Below are 24125 nucleotides of genomic sequence, written 5' to 3'. Positions count from 1 at the left end.
CGAAGCGAGCCTCGAAGGGTCTGATGACGACCGTTTCGATTGACACTCCGGTCCCGGAAGGAAGCGTCACGTGACAATTCGACCGGTTTGCATCCGGAACCGAGCAGCGAGCGGTGTCGTTGGCCAGTGGCGACGCGTGGCGCGGGTATGCCAACCCGCCGGAGAGTCACTGCCGCGGTCCGCGCTGCCAACACCCGGAACTGCCCTGGCGTCACAGCGGCCGCCGAGACTGCAACTCGGCAGCCGCTCGACCGACCGGGCCTCGACCCGGTCCGGGCAATGAACGGCTTCGGGCTCTCTCGTCCCGTCCGGCACACGTGGCCATCCACCGCGCTACGAGGACGTCCACGGTGCGAGTTGGCGCTACCGCCATGTGCAGCAACGTCGCCGACTGAGTCGGCCACCGGGCGCGGGGGATCGAGGCATCCGAAGGTGACGGTTACGCATTCCGCCGGCGACATCCCGGGACGCTCGGCCGCAACCCGAGTTGCAAGGGGCGCCGACCGTCGACTCGATCGTGCACAGCAACGCCCCGCGCGCATCCGTTCTGTTCGCCGACTCAACGGACGGGTCGTGTTTCACGTGAAACAACAACCGTGTAACTAGCCCACAGCGCGCAACGCCGACGAAGCGCCACCCGCTATCGCGGCACACAACCCAAGCAGTACCCGGAGACGAAGCAGGCCCCGACCGAGACGGTCGGGGCCTGTTCAGCTCCGTGGGGGAGGGGAGTACTTGCTACGAGGGGAGGACCACCACGCGACGTTTCGGCTCTGCACCCTCGCTCTCGCTGACGACGCCGTCGACGACCGCGACCGCATCGTGCACGATCTTCCGCTCGAACGGGGTCATCGGATCCAGCGCTTCGCGCTCGCCGGACGACAGGACTCGCTCGGCGACCTCACGACCGAGGCGTGCCAGCCGATCGCGGCGATCAGCCCGCCAGCGGGCGATGTCGAGCATCAGGCGGCTGCGTTCACCTGTCGCCTGCTGGACCGCAAGGCGGGTCAGCTCCTGGAGCGCGTCGAGGACCTCGCCCTTGCGCCCGACGAGCTTCGTCAGGTCGTCGCCGCCATCGATGCTGACGACTGCTCGGTCGCCATCCACATCCAGGTCGATGTCGCCATCGAAGTCGAGGACGTCGAGCAGCTGCTCGAGGTAGTCGCCGGCGATCTCGCCTTCTTCGACCAGACGGTCTTCGTCGTCTTCGTCCTCATCCGAGCCGTCGTCATCGGTCTCGTCGTCATCGGTCTCGTCGTCGACGTCGGTCGCGGCCGCCTCGTCATCGTCGGCGTCGCTATCCGCCGCTTCCGTGACGGCGTTGTCCGCCACCGCACCGTCGTCGCCGACAGCCGACGAAGACGTATCGGCCTGGTCCTCGGTCTGGGGTCCCGCCGTGGTCTCGGCGTCCGTACCGGCTTGAGTTGCAGTCTCTGCTGTCATCTCATTCACCTAACTTCTGTGCTTCATCGAACAAGTCTGGGGCGGTCATCGTTTGCCACCGCGTTTGTTTCCGCGTTTGGCTGTCGAACGGCTTCCGCGGTTGTGGTTCTGCTTCTTGCCCGGTGCGGCGCCGGCGCCGGGACGTGTGGGCTTCTGACCCGGCTTGGGTTTGGCTCCCGCCCCGGTGTCCGCTGCGGCCGTCGTCGACTCGTCGGGCGACGCATCTGCGTCGACACCGTCGGACCCGGCCTTGTCCGACGATCCATCCTTCGAGAGGGAGACGCTCGTCGAGTCGGCGCCGTTGGTGTTCGTCGCGGCGGGCTTCTTCTTCCGGTCGGGTCGCGCGCCCGGCTTCGGCGCATTGGCCTTCAGCTTCTCCTGCTTGAGGAGCTTGGCCTCTTCCTCTTCCTTGGCGATGTGCCCGAAGACGATGTGCTGCTGGCCGTAGGTCCAGATGTTGTTGCTCATCCAGTACAGGAGGATGGCGACCGGGAAGAACGGACCGGTGACGAGGATGCCGATCGGGAAGACGTACAGCGCGAGGTTGTTCATCATCCGGGTCTGCGGATTCTCCAGCGCCGCTTCGGGCTGACGGGCAACCGACGCACGCGAGTTCAGGTGCGTCGCGATGGAGGCGACGATCATCATGGGGATGACGACGAACGCGATCTGCGGGCGCGTGAAGTCGATGGGGGAGCCGGGCTCGACGAAGGCCTGGAACTCGGTCGCCGGCTCGACGAGGTAGGACGACAGCGGGACACCGAAGAGGCGGGCGTCGAGGAAGTTCTGCACTTGTTCGGCGCTGAACACGTAGTTGCCCTGGGACCGGGTCTCTGCCGCACTCATGCCGAGCTGACCCATGCCGGTGCCCATACGGTTGAACGAGCGCAGCACGTGGAACAGACCGATGAAGACCGGGATCTGGAGCAGCATCGGCAGGCAGCCGAGCATCGGGTTGAACCCGTGCTCCTTCTGCAGCTTCTGCATCTCCTCGGTCATCTTGACCCGATCCTTGGCGTACTTCTTACGGATCGCCTGGAGCTGCGGGTTGATCTCCTGCATCTTCTTCGTGGTGCGGATCTGCTTCACGAAGGGCTTGTAGAGAATCGCACGCAGGGTGAACACGAGGAACACCACCGACAGGGCCCAGGCGATGCCGTCGCCACCGGGGGAGTTCGGTGTGACATGGCTGAAGAGCCAATGCCAGACCCACATGATCCCGGAGACCGGGTAATAGATGAAGTCGAGCACGGGTCAGTTACCCCTCACTTGTTGTACTCACAGAGCACGCGTCTCGCCGGACGCGTGCTGATGGTTTCGAGGTCGGTGTGTGCCGGTCGCCGAGCGCCACAGGTCGCGGCACAGTTCGCCGAAGCCGCGTTCGGGAACCGGGTCGTAACCGGGTTTGTGCCAGGGCCCGCACTTCGCGAGCCGGATGACCGACAGCACCGAGCCGTAGAGGAAGCCGTGCCGGTCCAGTGCCTCGACCGCATATCCCGAGCAGGTGGGTTCGAACCGGCAGGACGGCAGACGCATCGGCGACACCCAGGTGCGATACAGCTCGATGAGGAAGATGACGGTGCGGCGGGGGAGGAGGCGGAGTCCGCGCCACAGGCGCGCGCCCGTTCCGCTCGAGGCCGCGTGCGGAGTTGTCGAATCCGCCTCGGTCTCAGGTGACGGCGTGGTGTCGGTGTTGCCCATCACCGCGGTCCCGCTCCGTCGGCCGACGCCGCGACGGCCTCGGACAGGGCGAGGACACGACGACTGGTGAACGCGTCGCGGAGCTGGTCGGCGAGCTCGTCGCTGGATCGCTCGGCCGCGCTTCGGCGGGCACGGACGACCACATAGGTCTCGTCGGGAAGCAAATGCGATGCGCCGGCGAATGCCGCGCGCAGTCGGCGGGCGACGAGATGGCGCGTCACCGCATTGCCGACGGATTTGCTGACCACGAGACCGAACCAGGGACCACCGGACATCGCCACGTTCCGTCGAAGGCCGCGGGGGTCGGGCCATTCACGACCGACCATCGCGAGATGGACGACGAAGTCACGACTGTTCACCCGCGCACCGGACTTGAGGGTGCGAGAGAAGTCGGATCCCCGTGAGATCCGATGAAGGGGCGCAGTCATCGAACAGCTGACCGGGCCCCGTACGGGACCCGGTGAGAGCCGACGATCAGGCGGTGAGCTTCGCGCGGCCCTTGGAACGACGGCCGCTGACGATCGCGCGTCCGGCGCGGGTCCGCATGCGCAGACGGAATCCGTGCACGCGCGCGCGACGACGATTGTTCGGCTGGAAAGTACGCTTGCCCTTGGCCACGGTGACTCCTTGTGCTCCCTGTGGGCACGCCGGTTACCCGGGCATGACCCACATGTTGTCGTTGGTCTGTTGATCCAGGACGGTGCCGAACTGGTGTCGGTGATGACTCGGCGAACACGGAAGTTCGCCGCGCAAATCCGCAACCTGGATGACCAGTCGAGACTACTGACACCGGGCGTCCAAATCAAACGACGACGTCCGTTCTCGGTGACCGTTCGCGACCAGTGTGTTCTGGGCCACGAAGGCAAGATTGTCAGCAGAATCGAGTCAAACGTCCCGATCGCTTTGTGGCCCTCCCCGACCTCTGTTACGTTCACTCACAGCGTCGGCCACCCCTCCCGTCGAGGTAGATCCTCGAGGACCTGGCTCCGACCGAAGTCCCCAGTTCGTCACCTTTGTACACAGGTGTGGATAACCCTGTGGAGAGACGGGGACTCCGGCGCAGATGCCACCGCTCTCGCGAACGCTGGTAGTTTTCCGGACCAGGAGGCCAGCCCCGTGACTTCAGACCGAGACACTTTCGGCGAGGTGTGGCAACAGGTCGTCGCCGAACTCAACGACGACGAAGCCGCACGCGACCACGAACCACTGACACGCCAGCAGAAGGCGTGGCTGTCACTGGTTCGACCCCTGACCCTCACCGAAGGCTTCGCCCTGCTGACCGTGCCGACGGCGCTGGTCCAGGAACAGATCGAGCGCAATCTCCGAGAGACCATCCGCTCGGTCCTCAGCCGCCACCTCGACGAACCCGTCGATCTCGGCGTCCGTATCGCCACCCCGCCCAACGACGAGCCGGTGGCGGAAACACCCGTTCCCGACGTACGGCCCATCGCCGGAGCGGCCGCAGCGGTCGACTACACGGCCGCCCCCGTCGGCGCGGGCCGCGCGCCGTCCCCGGTGCCGGAGTCGACGCGCCCGTCCGGCGACTGGGCGTCGTACTTCGCCGAGCGGCCGACCTCGACGCCGCCGGCCACCGGCGCAAACCTCAACCCCAAGTACACCTTTGACACCTTCGTCATCGGCGCGTCGAACCGGTTCGCGCACGCCTCGGCGGTGGCGGTCTCGGAAGCCCCCGCCCGGGCCTACAACCCACTGTTCATCTGGGGAGAGTCCGGACTCGGCAAGACGCACCTGTTGCACGCCGCGGGCCATTACGCGCAGCGCCTCTTCCCGGGCATGCGGGTCAAGTACGTGTCCACCGAGGAATTCACCAACGACTTCATCAACTCGCTCCGCGACGACCGGCGGGTGGCGTTCAAGCGCCGGTATCGCGACGTCGATGTGCTGCTGGTCGACGACATCCAGTTCCTCGTGGGCAAAGAAGGTATCCAGGAAGAGTTCTTCCACACCTTCAACACCCTGCACAACGCGAGCAAGCAGATCGTCATCTCCTCTGACCGGCCGCCGAAACAGCTTGCGACACTGGAAGATCGGCTTCGTACGCGGTTCGAGTGGGGCTTGATCACCGATGTCCAGCCGCCCGATCTGGAGACCCGGATCGCGATTCTGCGCAAGAAGGCGCAGATGGACAACATCGCGGTTCCCGACGACGTTCTCGAACTCATCGCGTCGAAGATCGAGCGCAACATCCGTGAACTCGAGGGTGCACTCATCCGCGTGACGGCGTTCGCGTCGCTCAACGACGCCGCTCTCGACAAGTCACTCGCCGACGTCGTCCTGCAGGCCCTGCTCCCCAACTCGGGGACCCTGGAGGTCAGCGCGGCGAGCATCCTCGCGATCACCGCCGAGTACTTCGACATCTCTGTCGAGGAACTACGAGGTCCCGGTAAGACACGGTCGATCGCCCAGGCCCGCCAGATCTCCATGTACCTGTGTCGTGAGCTCACCGACCTCTCGCTGCCGAAGATCGGCGAGACCTTCGACCGCGATCACACGACGGTGATGTACGCCGAACGGAAGATCCGCAAGGAGATGGCCGAGCGCCGCCGGGTGTACGACCACGTCCAGGAACTCACCGCCCGCATCAAGCAGCGCGCCGTGGGCTGACACGCGCACACCTACAGCTCTCCGCACCCCCGAGGCCACGACGGCCCGGGGGTGCGGTCGTCCGGGGGTGTTCCGCCGCCCGCAGTGGCATCCGATGGCGACTGCGATGGCCCCTTCGAATGCCAAGTCTGGTCCTCGGGTCGAGAGTCTTCGCCGCCGTGGACCGCCTTCCCACAGTCGGATTCGGCCGACATCGACCCTGCTCACGATCGATCACCAGCTGTGCACAATCCTTGGGATAACCGGGGTCGGCATGTGCATCGCCGGTGGACGCCGCGCGAACAACATGAGAACTCCACATCCCCGGACGGATCCGCTCGACGTTGCTCCACCGGTCATGCACACGTCCACACCCGCCCGGACTGGCCCGATGTCATGGTTGTCCACAGATTGCACAACTCCTATTACTGAGATGGATCCCTCTAGAAAGAGATTCTTTTGTAAGAAGGTCTGTGCACAGACCGTCGCCGATCGGGTCGCCCGCGGCCGGCTCCGACGACGGTCTGACTTGGCCCCAACCACTCCGGCTCGGGCGGCGGCGTTCTACAGTGGGATTCCCGGATGCGGGATCCCACTCCAGGCCGGCCGACCCGCTGCGGCGCCGACCCGGCGATCCAGGCGGGAACGAGAACGAGAGAAGGGCAACCTCCCAGCATGAAGTTTCGTGTCGCGCGTGACGAGTTCGCTGATTCCGTCGCCTGGGTGGCCCGCAGTCTCCCGTCTCGTCCGCCCGTCCCGGTTCTCGGCTGTGTGGTGCTCAACGTCGGCGAAACGGGCCTGACCGTCTCGGGTTTCGACTACGAGGTCTCGGCCCAGGAAAATCTGGGCGCGGAGGTCGCCGAGCCCGGACAGGTCCTGGTCTCCGGTCGGCTCCTCGCCGACATCACCAAGGCCCTGCCGAACAAACCGGTCGATGTGACCCTCGACGGTGCACGCGTCGCGATCACCTGTGGCAGCGCGAAGTTCTCGCTCCCGACGATGCCGGTCGAGGACTACCCGCAGTTGCCCGACGTGCCCTCCGTCACCGGAACGATCCCGTCGCAGCTCTTCGCCGAGGCGATCTCGCAGGTGGCCGTGGCGGCCGGCAAGGACGACACCCTGCCCATGCTCACCGGTGTCCGCGTCGAGATCGAGGGCAACTCCGTCGTCCTCGCCGCTACCGACCGTTTCCGCCTCGCGGTGCGTGAATTGCAGTGGGAGCCTTCCGATCCCGACACCAAGGGGGCCGTACTGGTGCCCGCGAAGACGCTCTCGGAGAGCGCCAAGACCGCAGGTGCCGAGGGCACCGGCGTCGTCTCGCTGGCGTTCGGTGGTGGCGCGGCCATCGGATCCGACGGCATCCTCGGCATCCTGGGAGAGACCAAGAAGACCACCACCCGCCTGCTCGACGCGGAGTTCCCGAAGTTCCGTCAGCTGCTCCCGGCCAGCCACACCGCCGTCGCCACCATCGACAGTGGCCCGCTGATCGAGGCGATCCGGCGTGTGGCCCTGGTCGCCGAGCGCGGCGCGCAGGTCCGGATGGAGTTCTCCGAGGGATCCGTGCTGCTCACCGCGGGCGGCGACGAGGCCGGCAAGGCCGAGGAAGAGCTGCCCGTGTCGTTCCAGGGTGAGCCCCTCACGATCGCGTTCAATCCCGGGTACCTGCAGGACGGGTTGTCGGCGATCAACGCCGACGCGGTGGACTTCGGATTCACCACCCCCAGTCGGCCTGCCGTCCTCCGCCCGGCCAGCGGAGAGGATCCGGTCGCGGACGAGTCCGGCGCCTTCGTCGCTCCCGAGAGCGCGTTCAGCTACCTGTTGATGCCCGTCCGCCTCCCGGGCTGACGGCCGCCACGGCCTCACCGTCCTCAGGATCGACGCCGACTCGTGTTCGTCCGTGAGCTGCATCTGCGCGATTTCCGATCGTGGCGGGCCGTCGACCTCGATCTGGCACCCGGGCCGACGGTCTTCACCGGCCGCAACGGCTTCGGCAAGACCAATCTGCTCGAGGCGCTGTTCTATCTCTCGACGCTGCGCTCACACCGGGTGAGTTCCGATGCACCGCTCGTACACGCGGGATCGGCGTCGGCGTCGGTAACCGCGACGGTCGAGAACGACGGCCGTGAGCTGACCGCCGAGCTGCGGATCAATGCCGAGGGCGCCAACAAGGCGACCATCAACCGCAGCCCGGCGCGGCGGCCCCGCGACCTGCTCGGCATCCTCCGTACGGTGCTGTTCGCGCCCGAGGACCTGTCCCTGGTGCGTGGTGACCCGAGCGACCGACGACGCTTCGTCGACGAGCTCGTCGCGCAGCGGGGTCCCCGATTCGCCGCCGCCCGCGCAGACTACGACCGGGTCCTGCGTCAGCGGTCGGCCTTGCTCAAGACTGCCGCCGCGGCGCTGAGACGTGGTGGGCAACAGGCAGATTCGGTGGTCAGCACGCTCGATGTCTGGGACGGTCAGCTCGCGGATCTCGGCGGTCAGGTGATCGCCGCGCGGTTGTCGGTGCTCGCCGAGCTCGAGCCGCACTTCACCGGCTCGTATGCGTCGATCGCGCCGCATTCACGGCCGGCCGTGCTCCGGTATCGTCCCGCCGGCGGTGTGGAGATCGAGGAACACACACCCGAGGCGATCGCCGACGTGCTGGCACTACGCCTGACGGAGTTGCGCGACAAGGAGATCGAGCGGGGCTTGTGTCTCGTCGGTCCGCATCGCGACGACATCGACATCGTCCTCGGCAGCGATATCGCGAAAGGCTTTGCCTCACACGGGGAATCCTGGTCGTTGGCACTGGCTCTGCGCCTCGGCTCCGTCGAGCTCACCCGCGCCGAAGGTGTCGAGCCGGTGATCATGCTCGATGACGTGTTCGCCGAACTCGACGCCAAGCGGCGCGCGCAACTCGTCGATTTCACCGCCGACGCCGAGCAACTCCTCATCACCGCCGCCGTCGCCGAGGACATCCCCGGGCGGATCGGTGGCCGGCGGATCGGCGTCGATGTGGTCGACGACGATGCGGGCCGGCGGTCGCACATCGTCGACTCTGCGCTCGACGATGTGACGGCAGCGGGGGAGGAAGCCCATGAGTGACGATCGCCCGTCCGGGTCCCCGGATCCTGCCGACCCCGCACCACGGCCGACACCGCCCGGCGAACTCGGCGGGTACGAGCGTGCCCGCAAGGCGCTCGAGGAGGCCCGGGCCCAGGCCCGCGCCGCGGGTAAGTCGGTCGGCAGGGGCCGGGCGTCACCCGTCCGTCGGGTCCCGCGCGGATCCCAGGGGCGTCGACGCTGGTCCGGCTCCGGTCCGGATCCGCGGGATCCGCAGCCCTTCGGCCGGCTCGTCGGAGGTCTGGCGAAGGATCGCGGGTGGCAGGAGAAGATCGGCGAAGGCACCCTGTTCGGGATGTGGGAACAGATCGTGGGTTCGGACATAGCCGCTCATGCGAAGCCGGTTGCGTTGCGCGACAACGTCCTCCACGTGCAGGCCGAGTCGACGGCATGGGCGACGCAACTTCGCTACATCCAGGCCCAGATCCTCGCCAAGATCGCGGCCGCCATCGGCAACGGCCAGGTCACCTCGTTGCGGATCAGCGGTCCGAAGGGCCCGTCGTGGCGTAAGGGTGAACGGCATGTGCGCGGGCGCGGCCCACGCGACACCTACGGCTGACGCGCCGCTAGCAGACTCGACCGCACTTTACTAGTTGCAGAGCCTCGTGGGCCGTTTTCCATCCCCAAGCCACGATCGAACCGGGATCGAGGCAAAAAAATCGTTCTGAGGGCCTGTTAGCGGCCCCGGATGCGCGTTCCAGGGCGAGTCAGGCAGTACACTGTGGAGAGTTGTCCCGACAGGGGTGCACAACAGCAGACAGACAGCGCCTCCAGGCTACCCGGATGTACCCACCGGGTATCCCTGTGCGCGCAACCGCCGTGTGCCCCGTCGAGAAGGATCGACGACGGATCCGGAGACCACCTGATCCGTCGATGAGCAGAACAGGAGCGGACGCACCTCGTGGCCGACACCAACGACACCGGACCGAAGAAGAACAAGAAGAAGCCGTCAGAGTATGGCGCCGATTCGATCAACATCCTCGAAGGTCTGGAAGCCGTCCGCAAACGGCCCGGCATGTACATCGGATCCACCGGTGAGCGAGGGCTGCACCACCTGATCTGGGAAGTCGTCGACAACTCGGTCGACGAGGCGATGGCCGGCTTCGCCTCGCGCGTCGACGTGACCCTCCTGGCCGACGGCGGCGTCCAGGTCGTCGACGACGGCCGCGGCATCCCGACCGGCATGCACCGCACGGGCGTGCCGACGGTCGAGGTCGTCATGACCCAGCTGCACGCCGGCGGCAAGTTCGACTCCGACGCCTACGCGGTGTCCGGTGGTCTGCACGGCGTCGGCATCTCGGTGGTCAACGCGTTGTCCACCAAGGTGGAGCTGGAGATCCAGAACGACGGATTCAACTGGGAGCAGACCTACACCTACGCGACACCCGGCGCCCTCGAGAAGGGGACCCCGACGCGCAAGACCGGCACCACGGTGCGGTTCTGGCCGGACCCCGAGATCTTCACCGAGACCACACGATTCAACGCCGAGACCGTGGCGCGTCGTCTGCAGGAGATGGCCTTCCTGAACAAGGGCCTCACCATCACGCTGACCGATCAGCGTCCACAGGCCATCGAGCCGCCGGGTGACGCCGACGGTGACGAGGAGAGCGGCACCACCGAGGCCGCCGAGGCGGTGAAGTCCGAGGAGGAGAAGGCCGCCGCCGCGGCCAAGCCGAAGACTCGGACCTATCACTACCCCGACGGGCTCGTCGACTACATCAAGCACCTCAACCGGACCAAGCAGTCGATCCACACCACCGTCGTCGGCTTCACCGGCCAGGGCACCGGCCACGAGGTCGAGGTCGCGATGCAGTGGAACGCAGGCTATTCCGAGTCGGTCCACACCTTCGCCAACACCATCAACACCCACGAGGGTGGTACCCACGAAGAGGGTTTCCGCGCCGCGCTGACCCTCACCGTGAACAAGTACGCGGTGGACAAGAAGCTCATCAAGGACAAGAAGGAAGACCGCCTCTCGGGTGACGACATCCGCGAGGGCCTCGCCGCGGTGATCTCGGTGAAGGTCGGTGATCCGCAGTTCGAGGGCCAGACCAAGACGAAGCTGGGCAACACCGAGGTCAAGGGATTCGTCCAGCGCGTTTGCAGTGAGCACCTCGGACACTGGTTGGAGGCCAACCCGGCCGAGGCGAAGACGATCATCAAGAAGATCGTCGAGTCGCAGCGGGCCCGGATGGCAGCACGCAACGCCCGCGATCTGGTGCGCCGCAAGACCGCCACCGACATCGGTGGCCTCCCCGGCAAGCTCGCCGACTGCCGCAGCAACGACCCGAGCAAGTGCGAGGTCTACATCGTGGAGGGCGACTCGGCCGGCGGCAGCGCCAAGTCGGGCCGCGACTCGATGTATCAGGCGATCCTTCCGTTGCGCGGCAAGATCATCAACGTCGAGAAGGCGCGCATCGACCGGGTGCTCAAGAACACCGAGGTCCAGTCGATCATCACCGCCTTCGGCACGGGCATCCACGACGAGTTCGACATCAGCAAGCTCCGCTATCACAAGATCGTGCTGATGGCCGACGCCGACGTCGACGGTCAGCACATCTCGACCCTCCTGCTCACCCTGCTGTTCCGCTTCATGCGGCCGCTCATCGAGCACGGTCACGTGTTCCTCGCGATGCCGCCGCTGTACAAGCTCAAGTGGCAGAAGTCGGCTCCGGAGTTCGCCTATTCCGACCGCGAGCGGGACGGACTGCTCGAGGCCGGTCGTGCGGCGGGCAAGAAGATCAACACCGACGACGGCATCCAGCGGTACAAGGGCCTCGGCGAGATGAACGCCAAGGAACTGTGGGAGACCACCATGGACCCGGCCGTGCGTGTCCTGCGCCAGGTCACCCTCGACGATGCCGCGGCCGCCGACGAACTGTTCTCCATCCTGATGGGTGAGGACGTCGCCGCCCGACGCAGCTTCATCGCCCGCAACGCGAAAGACGTTCGCTTCCTCGATGTCTGATCGCGGGTTCCTGCGATTCCGCTCCGATCGGAGAAAGTACACACATGACTGACACCACCCTTCCGCCCGCCGGCGGTGAAGGCGATCGCATCGAGCCCGTCGATCTCGGGCAGGAGATGCAGAAGAGCTACATCGACTACGCGATGAGCGTCATCGTGGGCCGCGCTCTTCCCGAGGTCCGCGACGGTCTCAAGCCGGTGCACCGCCGCCTCCTCTACGCGTCCTTCGACGCGGGGTTCCGCCCGGACCGCAGCTACGTCAAATCGGCGAAACCCGTTGCGGAGACGATGGGTAACTACCATCCGCACGGCGACACCGCGATCTATGACGCCCTGGTGCGCCTCGCCCAGCCGTGGTCGATGCGGTACCCGCTCATCGACGGTCAGGGCAACTTCGGCTCGCGGGGCAACGACGGCGCCGCGGCGATGCGTTACACCGAGGCCCGGCTCACCCCGCTGGCCATGGAGATGCTGCGCGACATCGGCGAGGAGACAGTCGATTTCGTCCCCAACTACGACGGCAAGACGAATGAACCGACGGTCCTGCCGTCGCGTATCCCGAACCTGCTGATCAATGGTTCCGGCGGTATCGCCGTCGGTATGGCGACGAACATGCCCCCGCACAACCTCAACGAGGTTGCCGATGCGGTGTTCTGGGCGCTGGAGAACCACGACGCCGACGACGAGACCACCCTCGCCGCGTGCATGGAGTGCATCAAGGGACCCGACTTCCCCACGGCCGGACTGATCGTCGGCAGCCAGGGGATCAAGGACGCCTACACCACCGGGCGCGGCAGCATCCGGATGCGCAGTGTCGTCGACATCGAGGAGAACAAGGGATCCACCACGCTGGTGGTCACCGAGTTGCCCTACCAGGTCAACCCGGACAACCTGATCCAGTCGATCGCCGAGCAGGTCAACGAGGGAAAGCTGAAGGGCATCAGCCGGATCGAGGATCAGTCCTCGGACCGCGTCGGCATGCGGATCGTGGTGACGCTGCGTCGCGACGCCGTCGCCAAGGTCGTCCTGAACAACCTGTACAAGCACAGCCAGTTGCAGACCAGCTTCGGTGCGAACATGCTGTCCATCGTCGACGGCGTGCCCCGCACGCTGCGTCTGGACCAGATGATCCGCTACTACGTGGCGCATCAGATCGACGTCATCGTGCGACGGACGCGGTACCGGTTGCGCAAGGCCGAGGAGCGCGCCCACATCCTGCGCGGTCTGGTGAAAGCCCTTGACGCGCTTGACGAAGTGATCGCGCTGATCCGCCGCTCGGCCAACACCGAGACCGCGCGTACCGGCCTGATCGACCTCCTCGACATCGACGAGATCCAGGCCGATGCCATCCTCGCGATGCAGTTGCGCCGTCTGTCGGCCCTGGAACGTCAGAAGATCGTCGATGAACTCGCCGAGATCGAACTCGAGATCGCCGATTACAAGGACATCCTCGACCGGCCCGAGCGTCAGCGCGCCATCGTGCGCGACGAGCTCAAGGAGGTCGTCGAGAAGTACGGTGACGAGCGTCGGACCAAGATCATCGCGGCCGACGGCGATGTGAGCGACGAGGATCTGATCGCCCGCGAGGACGTCGTCGTCACGATCACCGAAACCGGATACGCCAAACGCACGAAGACCGACCTGTACCGCAGCCAGCGTCGCGGCGGCAAGGGTGTGCAGGGTGCCGGGCTCAAGCAGGACGACATCGTCAAACACTTCTTCGTGTGCTCGACCCACGACTGGATCCTGTTCTTCACCACCAAGGGTCGCGTCTACCGCGCCAAGGCCTACGAGCTGCCCGAGGCTAACCGCACCGCCCGTGGTCAGCATGTCGCCAACCTCCTGGCCTTCCAGCCGGAGGAGCGGATCGCCCAGGTCATCCAGCTGAAGACCTACGAGGATGCGCCGTATCTGGTGCTCGCCACCCGCAACGGCCTGGTGAAGAAGTCGCGACTGGTCGACTTCGACTCCAACCGCTCCGGCGGCATCGCGGCGATCAACCTGCGTGGCGAGGACGAATTGGTCGGCGCCCAATTGTGCAGCGCCGACGATGATCTGCTCCTGGTGTCGCAGAAGGGACAGTCGATCCGGTTCCACGCCGACGACGAAGCCCTGCGGCCGATGGGCCGGCAGACCTCCGGCGTCCAGGGCATGCGGTTCAACACCGACGACACGCTGTTGTCACTGAACGTCGTCCGCGAGGGCACCTACCTGCTGGTCGCCACGTCCGGCGGGTACGCCAAGCGGACCGGTATGGACGACTACCCGGTGCAGGGTCGCGGCGGCAAGGGTGTGCTGACGATCGCCCACGATCGTCGACGCGGTGAACTGATCGGCGCGCTCATCGTCGACGACGACTCCGAGCTCTACGCCATCACCTCGGGGGGCGGCGTCATCCGCACCACGGCGAAATCGGTGCGCAAGGCCGGACGCCAGACCAAGGGTGTCCGTCTGATGAACATCGACGAGGGCACCACGGTCATCGCCATCGCCCGCAACGCCGACGAGCCGGACGAGACAGAGGTCTCTTCCTAGGCGTTAGGGTGAAGGCCACTGTTGCTCGACCCGTCGCGAGTCGACGGGTCGGGAACGGTGGGTTCGGACCCGGCGCCGAGCGAGCAACGTCAGGAACGCCTGAGTGAGGGAATGTCTGTGAGCACACCGAACGAGCCGCATCAGGACCAGAACGGGCGCCCCGCCGGGGGACCGGCGGGACCCGGAACGGGAACCCCGACCGGGGGACTGGTGCCGCCGTGGCAGCGGGGGCCGGCCGACGATCCGTCAGCCGCCCCGACCGAGACGTTCAACCGCGACGCCGCCCAGCGTCCGAGCACCGGTGAGGGCCCGGCAGGCCCGCCGCTGAACAACCCGGGCGGCCCGCCGCCGCGTGGCGTCGTGACGAACAGCGGCACCGCTGCCGCCAGCATGAGCGGCCAGCAGGCCCCGGTGACCAAGCTCGAGAGTCCGCGACGGGCGGGTGCCGCGACGGCGACCGAGGAACCCGGCTTCGTCGAGTCTCCCACCAGCACCATCGATCGGGGACACCTCCCGGAGAACGACCTGCCCGACCTCGATCAGATCCACCACACGGCGGACCTGAAGCGACCCGAGACGGCACAGGCGCCGGGATCCAAGCCCTCCGCACCGCGGTCGGCGCCTCGCCAGGTACTCGCCGCCGGGACCGCGCTGCGCGCCTCGGTGCAGGTGCGTCGGATCGACCCGTGGGCGACGTTCAAGGTCGCGGCCGTGCTGTCGGTGGTCGGGTTCTTCATCTGGATGATTTCCGTCGCCGTGCTGTACCTCATCCTCGACGGCATGGGCGTGTGGGATCAGGTGAACAACAGCTTCGGAACGCTCATGGCGGAGGAATCGGCCGCGAGTAACGACGTGATCGGGGCGGGCACCGTCTTCGGCGCCGCGGCGCTCCTGGGCGCCATAAACGCGATCCTGCTGACCGCGCTCGCGACGATCGGCAGCTACATCTACAACATCTGTGCCGACCTCGTCGGCGGCGCCGAGGTGACTCTCGCCGACCTCGATTGAGCGAGCCCCTGACCAGCCGTTTTGTTTGTTGGGGCATCGGTCGGGTAATCTCACTCCTCGGTTCAAGGGCCTATAGCTCAGGCGGTTAGAGCGCTTCGCTGATAACGAAGAGGTCGGAGGTTCAAGTCCTCCTAGGCCCACTGCGACAGATGTTTTCGGACATCGGAATCTCGCATCCCGCCGAACCGATCGGTACGGCACGGGGCCTTAGCTCAGTTGGTAGAGCGCTGCCTTTGCAAGGCAGATGTCAGGAGTTCGAATCTCCTAGGCTCCACAAATGCTGGCCCGCGGAGTTATCGCTCATTCAGTCTGGTAGCACATAGCGTGAACCGCGACGTTGCCCTACCAGAATCAGTCGGCCGTCTTCCACCAGCCGCTTCAGTACCGAGCGGGCTTGAGGCGGGATGGTCTGGCAGAGCTCGGCGGCCTGACTACGGGTTATCGAACCGTACGCGGTCACATAGTCTAGGATCATTCGTTCCTGCTGGAGCGGATCGACGCCTTTCACACGCACGTAGGCGTTGCGATCTTGCGCAAGATCGTAGAAGCGCGCGGTCAGGTGGTATTTCCGACTGCGACCGACACCGCGAGACTCGAGGATGCCCCTCTCGACGAGCTGCCCAAGGCTAGTCCTGGTGCTCGCAGGAATGAGATGCAACTCCTCAGCGACTTCGCTACTCGTCGCCGAGCCCGAAGTCTTCACCTCGTGGACAATCCGCAACTCGTCGAGGCTCAGTGGTTGCTGGTGTTCGTTCTCCCATGTGAGTAAGAAACGAACCAGATCCAGGTCTGCGTTTCCGAGGGGGACGGTGACCACAACCGAGTCGCTGGTGCTGTGTGAGTAGTCAGGGACGTCTCGTCCGGCCCTTAGCTGCTGTTCGAACATGTCATTGACACCCTTGCCCTTCCTCTCGACCAAGCCGGCGCGTTTGAACGCTCCAGCGAGAATCAGGCTTCGAGGTCTGGACTGGTCAAGAATGTTCTGCGTGGTGACGCCCGGTGGAAATCCGCCCGGACTGGAGACCACGAAACTGCCGTCCGTCAGCTGCAACCGTATGGGACCAACAGCGGTGTAGTCGCGGTGTACCAACGCATTCGCGACAGCTTCCCGACGAGTGATCGATGGGATGAGTGGAACTTCAACACGCAGGAGCCCAGCCATGACTTCCGTGACTGTGTTCTGTGCATCTACGAGGTCGCGCAGCTTCTCAGCCGTCTTTAGTAGTGGTTCCACCATTTGGATGTTTGTGGGTGGGTGCCCGCTGCGTACGTCTTGGAACAACACTTCAGCGTTTGGGACCCATCGTTGCACCGCGGACCCAGTTCCGAAGAGAAGGACTGCCCCGATGCTGACCGGGGCGGACAAAGGTACGAGCCCGAGAGCCCGGAGTATATCTGGGTCGGAGAGGTCTGCAAGATCGTCTCCCGACGCAAGGCACATCCGACGAAAACGATTGAACTCAAACGGATCGAGGTCAGTCAGGGTTGCGTCCCACGCTGCAGAGGCTGCGAAATCCTGACCGCGGGTGATCATGCCCATGCTGACAATCTCATGCGCGGTCATAGGGGCGCATTCTGGCTCGCCCGTAGACTTGATCACGCGCTTGGTGAAGACTCCCAACTTCGTGCCGACGGGGCCAGGGTCGGCGCGGGGAACATCAATCCGGATGATCTCTTGACCGTCGACGCTCTCCAACCGAACGCCCACCGCGAGCGCAGGCTCGGTATTGGCTTGGATGTATGCACCAACCCGCGCCGGGTCGGTAGTCCGGCCGTGACGCGGTTGTGCACCAACCACGATGCCGTTGTCGTCTACGCCAACCAACAGAACGCCTCCGTCGCCGTTGGCGAGACAGGCGACAGCCTTCGTGAGCTCCTTGTCGTTGATATCCGAACGCTTGAACTCAGTGGTGAAGTTCTCGCCGTCGGCTATGAGAGCGCGCGTGTCCATAAGAAGATTATGCATAAGTATGACATGGGAGAGCCTGTACCTACTGGAGTCATAACTTTTAAACGCTATGGCGCGCCGTACAGACCGCCCTTCCGAAAGGACGACACCGTGCCGTTAGCTCTACTTCCATCGACAAAGCGCGACCCCGGCCGGTCGCGGTACGACCAAACAGATGCAGGATCTCGACCGGGTTGTCGTCAGCCGCTCCGTACCAGTAAGGAGTCGTCGGATCGAACTGGGCCGTCTCGTCGGGTCCTAGGACGTGCTCGGCGTCGAGCATGATTGTCAGGCAATCGCGAACTGGAAGTGGTGTCTATGAGCGAATCGAACAACCGTGAGGACCTGCGGGTCCTCCTGCTCGGCGGGCGCGGTGCGGTGGGCGCCGTCGTAAGACGCGAGCTCGAGGTGGATGGCCATCTCGTGACCACGACGAGCCGAGCAGCGAGCGCCGATGTTCGGCTCGATCTACGCGAGGATCTCGCGGCACTACGCGACCTCGCCGCTGGACATGACGTCGTCGTCAATGCGTCCGGCGTCGAACGCGCGGAACTCGGCACCGCGATCGGACCAACGCCGCTCGTGGACATCTCGGCGTCTGGCGCCTACCTCGATGCGTTGCGTGCGACCGCGGCCGGACCCATCGTCCTGGGGGCAGGCCTCGCGCCCGGGCTCAGCACGATCCTGACCGCCGCACTCGATTCTCGGCCCGGCGACGACCTCGACGTGCTCGTGATGCTGGGGGCGGGGGAGAAACATGGCCCGGCGGCGGTCGCGTGGACGGTCGGTCTGATCGGCACCGATGTCCACCGCCCGCCCGAAGGCGGGAAAGTCCGCAACCTCGGTGAGACCCGGCGCGCCACCGGACCCGACGGACATGGCAGACGATATCTGCGCGCGGACTTCCCCGACCATGTCCTTCTCGACAACCGGCCGGGTCACATCCGCTCGTATCTCACTCTCAGCTCGGCCCCGATGACCGCGGCGCTCGGCCTGATCGGGCGGGTGCCGGCGTTGCGCGGCACGCTGACGTGGGCGCCTCCCCTTGGTTCCGATGCCTGGCACGTCATCGCCGAGAATCGGCGCACCGGTGAGCGTCGGGAGGCCTCGGGGGCCGGACAGTCCGACGCCACGGGCCGACTGACGGCGCTGGCCGCCATCCGCGCCGCGACGGAACTCCATGGCGCCAAGAGAATAGTGACGATGGCCGACCTGGTCTCACTCGACGACGCGCTCACGGTGCTGAGGTAGGTCCGCTCCTACGCTGCGGCGTATTCGACGATCGACACGCCGGTGTCGAAGTCGTGTGCGCTGACGCGTCGAAACCTCCTGGGCGCGTACCGGCCGGGCGCCATCAGCGGAATGCCGCTCCCGAACATCACCGGCTGACGCTTGAGGACAAACCGGTCGATCTCGTCGGCCAGTTGAGTCGCGAGATCGCCGCCTCCGCAGAGCCAGATGTCTTTTCCCTTGCGCTGTTTGAGCTCACGCACCACCTCGACCGGGTCGCGATCCGTGAACGTCACGCCGTCCACCGGGTCGCGTCGACGATGGGTGAAGACGTACTGGTCGAGGTGGCGATACGGACTCGTCACCTCTGGCAACCCGGCGGCATAGGTACCGGCTCCCATCAGGACGGTGTCGAAAATCCCTGTGCTCTGGTCGATCCCGAGTGCGGCGGCGTAGTCCGTCGGGATGGTGTCGGCGAACCGCTCGTTGATGCCGTCCATGTGATCGCCCTCCATCAGAAAGGCGTCGAACTGGCCGTCCGGTCCGGCGATGTACCCGTCGAGACTCACGGCCACGTAGTACACGAGTTCACGCATGCTGATCCCCAATCACTTCAGATGTAGTGGTTGAGAAACTACAGCACATGTAGTGGTTGCGCTATCGTTTTCTCATGGCCCGTAACGACGACCGTCGACGCGCCCTGGCCGATGCGGGTCTCGAAGTGCTCGCCGACGCCGGCGCGCGGGGGCTCACCCACCGCGCGGTGGACCGTGCCGCCGGCGTGCCCCTCGGTACGACGACGAATTACTTCCGTTCTCGCTCAGCACTTCTCACCGGATTGGTGGAGCGCATCTACGAGCGACTGGCACCGAGTGACGAGTTCATCGCCGAGCGAGCCGGACGCACACCGACGCGGGAGCTCTTCGCCGAGTATCTCCGCAACATCGTCGAGCGTCTGATGGCAAACCGGACTGTCACCATCGCACTGATCGAACTCCGGTTGGAAGGAATTCGACGCCCCGAGGTCGCGGAGATCATCGGCGAATGGCGTCGGACCGGGTTCACCGGGGACGTGGCGTTCAACGAACAAGCCGGCCTGCCGGGGACGGCCCGGGAGATCGCCCTCTTCCACTACGCCGTCGACGGACTCCTCCTCGACCAGCTGACCGGCCCACTGCTCCCGGATGTGCCTGTCGACGACATCGTCGACGCGCTGGTCGACGGGTTGCTGCCGGGCTGAGATCACGCCGTTCGACTCCGGCTCCGGGTCGACGATGGCCGGGAATGGCACCCGCTACCGTGAACAAGTGGACCGAGACCTGCTCGACGGACGCTACGAGATCCGGGGAGTTCTCGGACGCGGTGGCATGGCGGTGGTCCACGACGGGTGGGACCGGCGACTCCACCGGTCGGTCGCCATCAAGCTACTGCGCTCAGAGCCGGAGACCCCGACGGTCGCACGTGACCGGTTCATTGCGGAGGCGCGGGCGGCCGCCGCGCTCAACCACCCCAACATCGTCGCCGTCCACGACTTCGGCGAGCACGACGGAACGCCGTACATCGTGATGGAACGGCTGAGTGGCACAACGGTCGGCGATCTCATGGCCGGCGGGCCGTTGCCGCCCCACCGCGTCGCCGCGATCCTCGAGGACGTCCTGGCCGCCCTGTACGCCGCCCATTCCGCCGGGGTGCTGCACCGCGACATCAAACCCGCGAACTTGCTGATGTCCGGCGACCGGGTGAAGGTTGCCGATCTCGGCATCGCCAAGACGGCCGGGATGGCGCACACGGCGACGGGAGAAGTGGTCGGAACCATCTGTTACCTCAGTCCCGGTCGCGTGTTGGGCCGGGCGGCGACACCGGCCGACGATCTCTACGCGGCTGCGGTCGTCGCATATGAGGCTCTGACGGGTCGCCGAGCGTACGACCACGACAACCCTGCCGCCGTCGCGCACGCGATCCTGCACGCGCCGCCGCCACTGCTGGCCGACATCCGTCCGGATGTCGCGCCGGCACTGCGCGAGACGATCGACCGGGCCATGCGTCCGGGTGACACCGTGCCGTTTCCGAGTGCTGCGGCGATGAGCGCGGCGCTGGCCGGGCATGGCGACCACATGGGCCCGGACGGGACGAGTCGGCTCACGGCGCCGATGCCGCCACCGTCCCCGCCAACTCGCACCGCCTCGGGGACGGCTTCGCTTCCGGGAGGGCCGAACCGGTCCCGACGTCGAACGTCGATGGCCGTGCTGGGTGGCGCCGCCGCTCTGCTGACCGCCCTTCTCGTCGCCGTCGTCGTCATCGCCACCGGATCCGACGACGACACCCCAGTTCCGGCGACCCCGACCTCCCTGCCGGCCGCCGAGTCCTCGACCACCGAATCACGGCCGACTCCACCGCCGAGCACGATCGACGCGCCCGCGCCGATCCCCCTGCCGACCGGCGCGACGGAGATCGACACCCCCCAGACCGAGGAGGGACCGGCCGGAAGCGGCGGAAACGGGCGGGGCAACAGCGGTGGTGGCAACGGCGGTGGTGGCAAGAGCGAGAACAAGGGGAACGGGAAACCGAAGGACGACAAGAACTGACGTCGCCCATCGACGTCCCTCAGTCGTCCTTGTTCAGGTGCGCGTAGCGCCGGCGGAACTTCTCGACCCGGCCGGCGACGTCGGGGATCGTGTTCACCCCGGTGTAGAACGGGTGCGAGTCGCTGGTGACATCGACGGTGATGAGCGGGTACTCGTTGCCGTCGGACCAGGTGACGGTCGTCGACGATGTCGCCGTCGATCGGGTGAGGAACTCCTTGCCCGTCGAACCGTCGCGGATGACGACGGGGTGGTAATCGGGGTGGATGCCCTTCTTCATGTGGGTGCCTTCCGGTGAGATGTGGGTCGGTGCGGGTTCAGTTGTCCCGGGGATCAGCGTCGACGCCGGGGAATGCGTCCACGGTCGACTCGCCGACGTCGAGGTCATCGCACGGGTCGGCGTGGAACTGCCCGAACGGATCGTCGAAGGTCGACCAGAACTGTTCTCCGGCAGCGAATTCGACCTCGTTCAGGCAGGCGCCGCGGAGGGCCTCCTCGATCTCGGCGGGGTCGCCCTGATGGACGAGCGCGACGAGCGAGGTGTGCCGGTCGCCGAAGGTCTCGTCCCAGCGCAGTGCACCGAGAGCCCGACGCTCGTCGGGTACCTGCGCGAGTTCGTCATCGGTCATCGAGGCGAGCCAGGGACCTCCGTGCGCGACGCGCAGTCCGCCGCCGGCCGACTCGAGCCAGAGCGCCTCGTCGGGCTGGGTGGCGATCCAGAGTCGCCCGCGGGCACAGACGACCCCGTCGAGGAGGGCGTCGATCGCCTCGTGGAAGCGACCCGGGTGCAGCGGTCGATCGCTGTGGAACTCGACCCACGTGACCCCGCAGTCGGAGTCCAGTGGCGGTTCGCCCGCGAGGAGAGGGTCGTGCGGACCGTCGATGCGTCCGCGACGTGAACGGGGCGGTACCGCGGCGAGCAGTTGCTCGGCCAGGACGGGAGTGATCGGGCGCTGCGGCAACTCGAACATCATCGGGACGTTCGGCGCGAGCCGTTTGAGGACGGCGACGAGTCGCGCGGACGCCCAGGCGTCGCGGACGGTCGGGTCGCATGCTGCGACCACCAGTGCGTCGGCAAAAACGACCTGACCGACCGCCACCTGGGCAAGGGTGCGGTCGTCGTCGAGCGCGACATGCCCACCCTCGGCGAGTGAGAGATCGCCGGTCGCCGACGTCAGCCAATCCTCCTCGGCCACACAGGCAACGGTGAGATCGACGCGGACGTCGGCCGCCGCCGGGGCGTCGTCGAACCCCGGCATGTCCGAGACGATGACGTTCTCGATCGACCAGGCGACCTGCTCGGGTTCGAGGACGGGATCGAGTGTGAGGACGATCCGGTTCACCGACGGTCGACGATGCAGCCGCCGCAACAGAGGGAGCAGATCTTCGCGAAGGGTGCACGAGATGCAACCGTGGGCCAGTTCCATGATGCAGACGTCATGGTGGCTGCGACCGTCGGGGCCCCGCCAGCTGAGGGTCCGGACGACGCGGCCGTCCTCGACCTGTGTCAGGTCGTGGTGGACCTGGACGCTGCCGACGCCGCCGCACTCCAACGCGTCGCCCACCCGGTGGATCGACGACGCGTCGAGCCCGGTGACCAGCACGACCGGGGTCCGTTGGTCGCCCGGGGCGTCCTGCGGGTGGTTCGCGGGTTGATCGTCGAGCACGACTCCACTCCGTTCTATTGAGAATGATTTCCATTTGTGCTTGGACGACGGTACCGTGGCCGCACAGTTAATGCCAATCATTGTCGATAAGAACAGGAGGCAGCATGTCCAAGAGGTGCCAGGTCACCGGTCGGGTACCCGGCTTCGGCAAGCAGGTGTCGCATTCGCACAAGCGGACGTCGCGCCGGTGGGACCCGAACATCCAGCGCCGTCGCTACTACGTGCCCAGCGAGGGGCGGTACGTGACGCTGCGCGTGAGCGCCAAGGGGATCTCGACGATCGACAAGCACGGCATCGAGTCGGTGCTGCGCAAGATCCACGCCCGAGGGGAGAAGGTCTGATGGCGCGCAACGAGATCCGGCCCATCGTCAAACTGCGGTCCACCGCCGGGACCGGATACACCTATGTGACCCGGAAGAACCGCCGCAACGATCCCGACCGGATGGTGCTGCGCAAGTACGACCCCATCGCCCGCGCCCACGTCGACTTCCGAGAGGACCGCTGATGGCCAAGAAGTCCAAGATCGTCCGTAACGAACAGCGCCGCGAGGTCGTCGCGCGGTATGCCGACCTCCGCGCCGAACTGAAGCGCGCGAGCGTTGCAGCCAGTTCGTCGCCCGAGGAGCGTTCGGAAGCGCTACGACGCCTACAACGGCTGCCGCGCAACGCCAGTCCGACTCGACTGCGCAACCGGGACGCCGTCGACGGCCGGCCCCGCGGGTACATCGGCAAGGCGGGCCTGTCCCGCGTGCGGTTCCGCGAACTCGCGCACCGCGGCGAACTACCCGGAATCCAGAAGTCCAGCTGGTGATCCGGACCCACGAGAACGAGGAACAGTGATGGCCAACAGAAGACAGCGTCAGCGCGAGGAAGTGCCGGCGAAGCGCAAGCGGAACCTGCTCATCGCACAGGGCGTGCGGGCCGACGGTCGTAATCCCGTGGACTACAAGGATGTCGCGCTGCTGCGGCAGTTCTTGTCCGACAAGGGCAGAATCCGCAGCCGATGCCTCACGGGGCTGAGCCCGCAGGAGCAGCGCCAGGTCGCCACGGCGATCCGTAACGCGCGTGAGATGGCGTTGCTGCCGTACGACTCTCGGCATTGAGAATTTAGGGTATCTCGGCCCGGCGGCCGTCGTGGGCCACGAAGAAACTCGTGTGCGTCGATTTTTGCTCCCTGAGGTGCGAGCGGAGCGAGCCACGAAGGGTGTGGCAACGTACGTCGTCAGCCCTTCGTGGCTCGTCGCTTGCGCTCCTCGCACCTCAGGGAGCAGGGGTGTGCTCCTCGCACCTGAGGGAGCAGAGGGTGTGCTCCTCGAACCTCGAGGGGCAAGAGGTG

General features: G+C 66.1%; 23 protein-coding genes and 2 tRNA genes. 16 read left to right on the top strand and 9 right to left on the bottom strand.

What is annotated here, in order from left to right; all coding sequences use genetic code 11:
* Positions 1-738: 738 nt before the first annotated feature.
* The 5 genes from Q9R39_RS21585 to rpmH are packed head-to-tail and all read right to left on the bottom strand — an operon-like array spanning position 739 to position 3762.
* Entirely contained in the window at positions 739-1443 is a 705-nt protein-coding gene (locus Q9R39_RS21585; protein ID WP_311278224.1) for a R3H domain-containing nucleic acid-binding protein, read from the bottom strand.
* Positions 1444-1488: 45 nt separating this feature from the next.
* On the bottom strand, positions 1489-2694 hold the full coding sequence (yidC, locus tag Q9R39_RS21580; RefSeq protein WP_269554170.1) for a membrane protein insertase YidC: 1206 nt from the start codon (positions 2692-2694) through the stop codon (positions 1489-1491).
* Between the two features lie 27 nt (positions 2695-2721).
* A complete protein-coding gene (gene yidD, locus Q9R39_RS21575) occupies positions 2722-3144 on the bottom strand; it encodes a membrane protein insertion efficiency factor YidD (protein WP_311278223.1) in 423 nt (140 codons plus the stop codon).
* A complete protein-coding gene (gene rnpA / locus Q9R39_RS21570; protein WP_311278222.1) occupies positions 3144-3572 on the bottom strand; it encodes a ribonuclease P protein component in 429 nt (142 codons plus the stop codon). Before rnpA ends, yidD begins: the two co-directional genes overlap by 1 nt.
* A gap of 46 nt (positions 3573-3618) precedes the next feature.
* Positions 3619-3762 carry a 50S ribosomal protein L34 gene (gene rpmH, locus Q9R39_RS21565; RefSeq protein WP_004020968.1) on the bottom strand — a complete coding sequence of 48 codons (144 nt, stop codon included), beginning with the start codon at positions 3760-3762 and terminating at the stop codon, positions 3619-3621.
* 498 nt (positions 3763-4260) lie between these two features.
* Between rpmH and dnaA the strand changes: the two genes are divergently transcribed.
* The 9 genes from dnaA (at position 4261) to Q9R39_RS21520 (ending at position 15637) form a co-directional block, all read left to right on the top strand.
* Positions 4261-5769 carry a chromosomal replication initiator protein DnaA gene (dnaA, locus tag Q9R39_RS21560; RefSeq protein ID WP_311278221.1) on the top strand — a complete coding sequence of 503 codons (1509 nt, stop codon included), beginning with the start codon at positions 4261-4263 and terminating at the stop codon, positions 5767-5769.
* A 654-nt stretch (positions 5770-6423) separates the two neighbouring features.
* On the top strand, positions 6424-7593 hold the full coding sequence (gene dnaN, locus Q9R39_RS21555; RefSeq protein ID WP_058252995.1) for a DNA polymerase III subunit beta: 1170 nt from the start codon (positions 6424-6426) through the stop codon (positions 7591-7593).
* Between the two features lie 42 nt (positions 7594-7635).
* The gene (recF, locus tag Q9R39_RS21550; protein WP_078113877.1) at positions 7636-8835 is read left to right on the top strand and encodes a DNA replication/repair protein RecF; all 1200 of its coding nucleotides are present in this window, start codon (positions 7636-7638) and stop codon (positions 8833-8835) included.
* Positions 8828-9412 carry a DUF721 family protein gene (locus tag Q9R39_RS21545; protein ID WP_058252997.1) on the top strand — a complete coding sequence of 195 codons (585 nt, stop codon included), beginning with the start codon at positions 8828-8830 and terminating at the stop codon, positions 9410-9412. Before recF ends, Q9R39_RS21545 begins: the two co-directional genes overlap by 8 nt.
* Before the next feature lie 342 nt (positions 9413-9754).
* A complete protein-coding gene (gene gyrB, locus Q9R39_RS21540; RefSeq protein WP_058252998.1) occupies positions 9755-11821 on the top strand; it encodes a DNA topoisomerase (ATP-hydrolyzing) subunit B in 2067 nt (688 codons plus the stop codon).
* A 44-nt stretch (positions 11822-11865) separates the two neighbouring features.
* Positions 11866-14355 (top strand): DNA gyrase subunit A, encoded by a 2490-nt coding sequence (gyrA, locus tag Q9R39_RS21535; RefSeq protein ID WP_058252999.1) that lies wholly within the window; start codon positions 11866-11868, stop codon positions 14353-14355.
* 117 nt (positions 14356-14472) lie between these two features.
* The gene (locus Q9R39_RS21530) at positions 14473-15363 is read left to right on the top strand and encodes a DUF3566 domain-containing protein (RefSeq protein WP_078113907.1); all 891 of its coding nucleotides are present in this window, start codon (positions 14473-14475) and stop codon (positions 15361-15363) included.
* A gap of 66 nt (positions 15364-15429) precedes the next feature.
* Positions 15430-15503 (top strand) — tRNA-Ile (locus tag Q9R39_RS21525).
* A 61-nt stretch (positions 15504-15564) separates the two neighbouring features.
* Positions 15565-15637 (top strand) — tRNA-Ala (locus Q9R39_RS21520).
* Between the two features lie 30 nt (positions 15638-15667).
* On the opposite strand, the gene Q9R39_RS21515 is transcribed toward Q9R39_RS21520, so the two are convergent.
* Positions 15668-17314, bottom strand: a complete 1647-nt coding sequence (locus Q9R39_RS21515; protein WP_265969069.1) for a DNA glycosylase AlkZ-like family protein — start codon at positions 17312-17314, stop codon at positions 15668-15670.
* Between the two features lie 315 nt (positions 17315-17629).
* Here Q9R39_RS21515 and Q9R39_RS21510 point away from each other — a divergent pair, with 315 nt between their 5' ends.
* Positions 17630-18562, top strand: a complete 933-nt coding sequence (locus tag Q9R39_RS21510) for a saccharopine dehydrogenase (protein ID WP_311278220.1) — start codon at positions 17630-17632, stop codon at positions 18560-18562.
* 8 nt (positions 18563-18570) lie between these two features.
* Here the strand turns inward: Q9R39_RS21510 and Q9R39_RS21505 are convergent, their stop codons facing one another.
* A complete protein-coding gene (locus Q9R39_RS21505; RefSeq protein WP_280360328.1) occupies positions 18571-19137 on the bottom strand; it encodes a dihydrofolate reductase family protein in 567 nt (188 codons plus the stop codon).
* A 74-nt stretch (positions 19138-19211) separates the two neighbouring features.
* Here Q9R39_RS21505 and Q9R39_RS21500 point away from each other — a divergent pair, with 74 nt between their 5' ends.
* Together Q9R39_RS21500 and Q9R39_RS21495 are read left to right on the top strand one after the other, a co-directional pair.
* Positions 19212-19781: a TetR/AcrR family transcriptional regulator gene (locus tag Q9R39_RS21500; RefSeq protein ID WP_137809129.1), complete on the top strand. Its 570-nt coding sequence runs from the start codon at positions 19212-19214 to the stop codon at positions 19779-19781.
* 67 nt (positions 19782-19848) lie between these two features.
* The gene (locus Q9R39_RS21495; RefSeq protein ID WP_165629298.1) at positions 19849-21126 is read left to right on the top strand and encodes a serine/threonine-protein kinase; all 1278 of its coding nucleotides are present in this window, start codon (positions 19849-19851) and stop codon (positions 21124-21126) included.
* A 19-nt stretch (positions 21127-21145) separates the two neighbouring features.
* Here Q9R39_RS21495 and Q9R39_RS21490 read toward each other — a convergent pair whose 3' ends face one another.
* The gene (locus Q9R39_RS21490; RefSeq protein WP_165629297.1) at positions 21146-21403 is read right to left on the bottom strand and encodes a type B 50S ribosomal protein L31; all 258 of its coding nucleotides are present in this window, start codon (positions 21401-21403) and stop codon (positions 21146-21148) included.
* 37 nt (positions 21404-21440) lie between these two features.
* Complete coding sequence (gene mrf / locus Q9R39_RS21485; protein WP_311278219.1) at positions 21441-22790, bottom strand: ribosome hibernation factor-recruiting GTPase MRF; 1350 nt, start codon at positions 22788-22790, stop codon at positions 21441-21443.
* A 104-nt stretch (positions 22791-22894) separates the two neighbouring features.
* On the opposite strand from mrf, the gene rpmB reads away from it, so the two are divergent.
* The 4 genes from rpmB to rpsR are packed head-to-tail and all read left to right on the top strand — an operon-like array spanning position 22895 to position 23892.
* A complete protein-coding gene (gene rpmB, locus Q9R39_RS21480; RefSeq protein ID WP_311278218.1) occupies positions 22895-23131 on the top strand; it encodes a 50S ribosomal protein L28 in 237 nt (78 codons plus the stop codon).
* A complete protein-coding gene (gene rpmG, locus Q9R39_RS21475; protein ID WP_058253004.1) occupies positions 23131-23295 on the top strand; it encodes a 50S ribosomal protein L33 in 165 nt (54 codons plus the stop codon). Before rpmB ends, rpmG begins: the two co-directional genes overlap by 1 nt.
* Positions 23295-23600, top strand: a complete 306-nt coding sequence (gene rpsN / locus Q9R39_RS21470; protein WP_165629295.1) for a 30S ribosomal protein S14 — start codon at positions 23295-23297, stop codon at positions 23598-23600. Before rpmG ends, rpsN begins: the two co-directional genes overlap by 1 nt.
* A gap of 28 nt (positions 23601-23628) precedes the next feature.
* Positions 23629-23892 carry a 30S ribosomal protein S18 gene (gene rpsR, locus Q9R39_RS21465; RefSeq protein WP_311278217.1) on the top strand — a complete coding sequence of 88 codons (264 nt, stop codon included), beginning with the start codon at positions 23629-23631 and terminating at the stop codon, positions 23890-23892.
* The last annotated feature ends 233 nt before the right edge of the window (positions 23893-24125 follow it).

The organism is Gordonia sp. AC31 (assembly GCF_031844505.1).
In the GTDB taxonomy this organism is placed as follows: domain Bacteria; phylum Actinomycetota; class Actinomycetes; order Mycobacteriales; family Mycobacteriaceae; genus Gordonia; species Gordonia hongkongensis.
The sequence above is the reverse complement of the archived record's forward strand: the minus strand, read 5'-3'. Positions and strand labels throughout refer to the sequence as shown.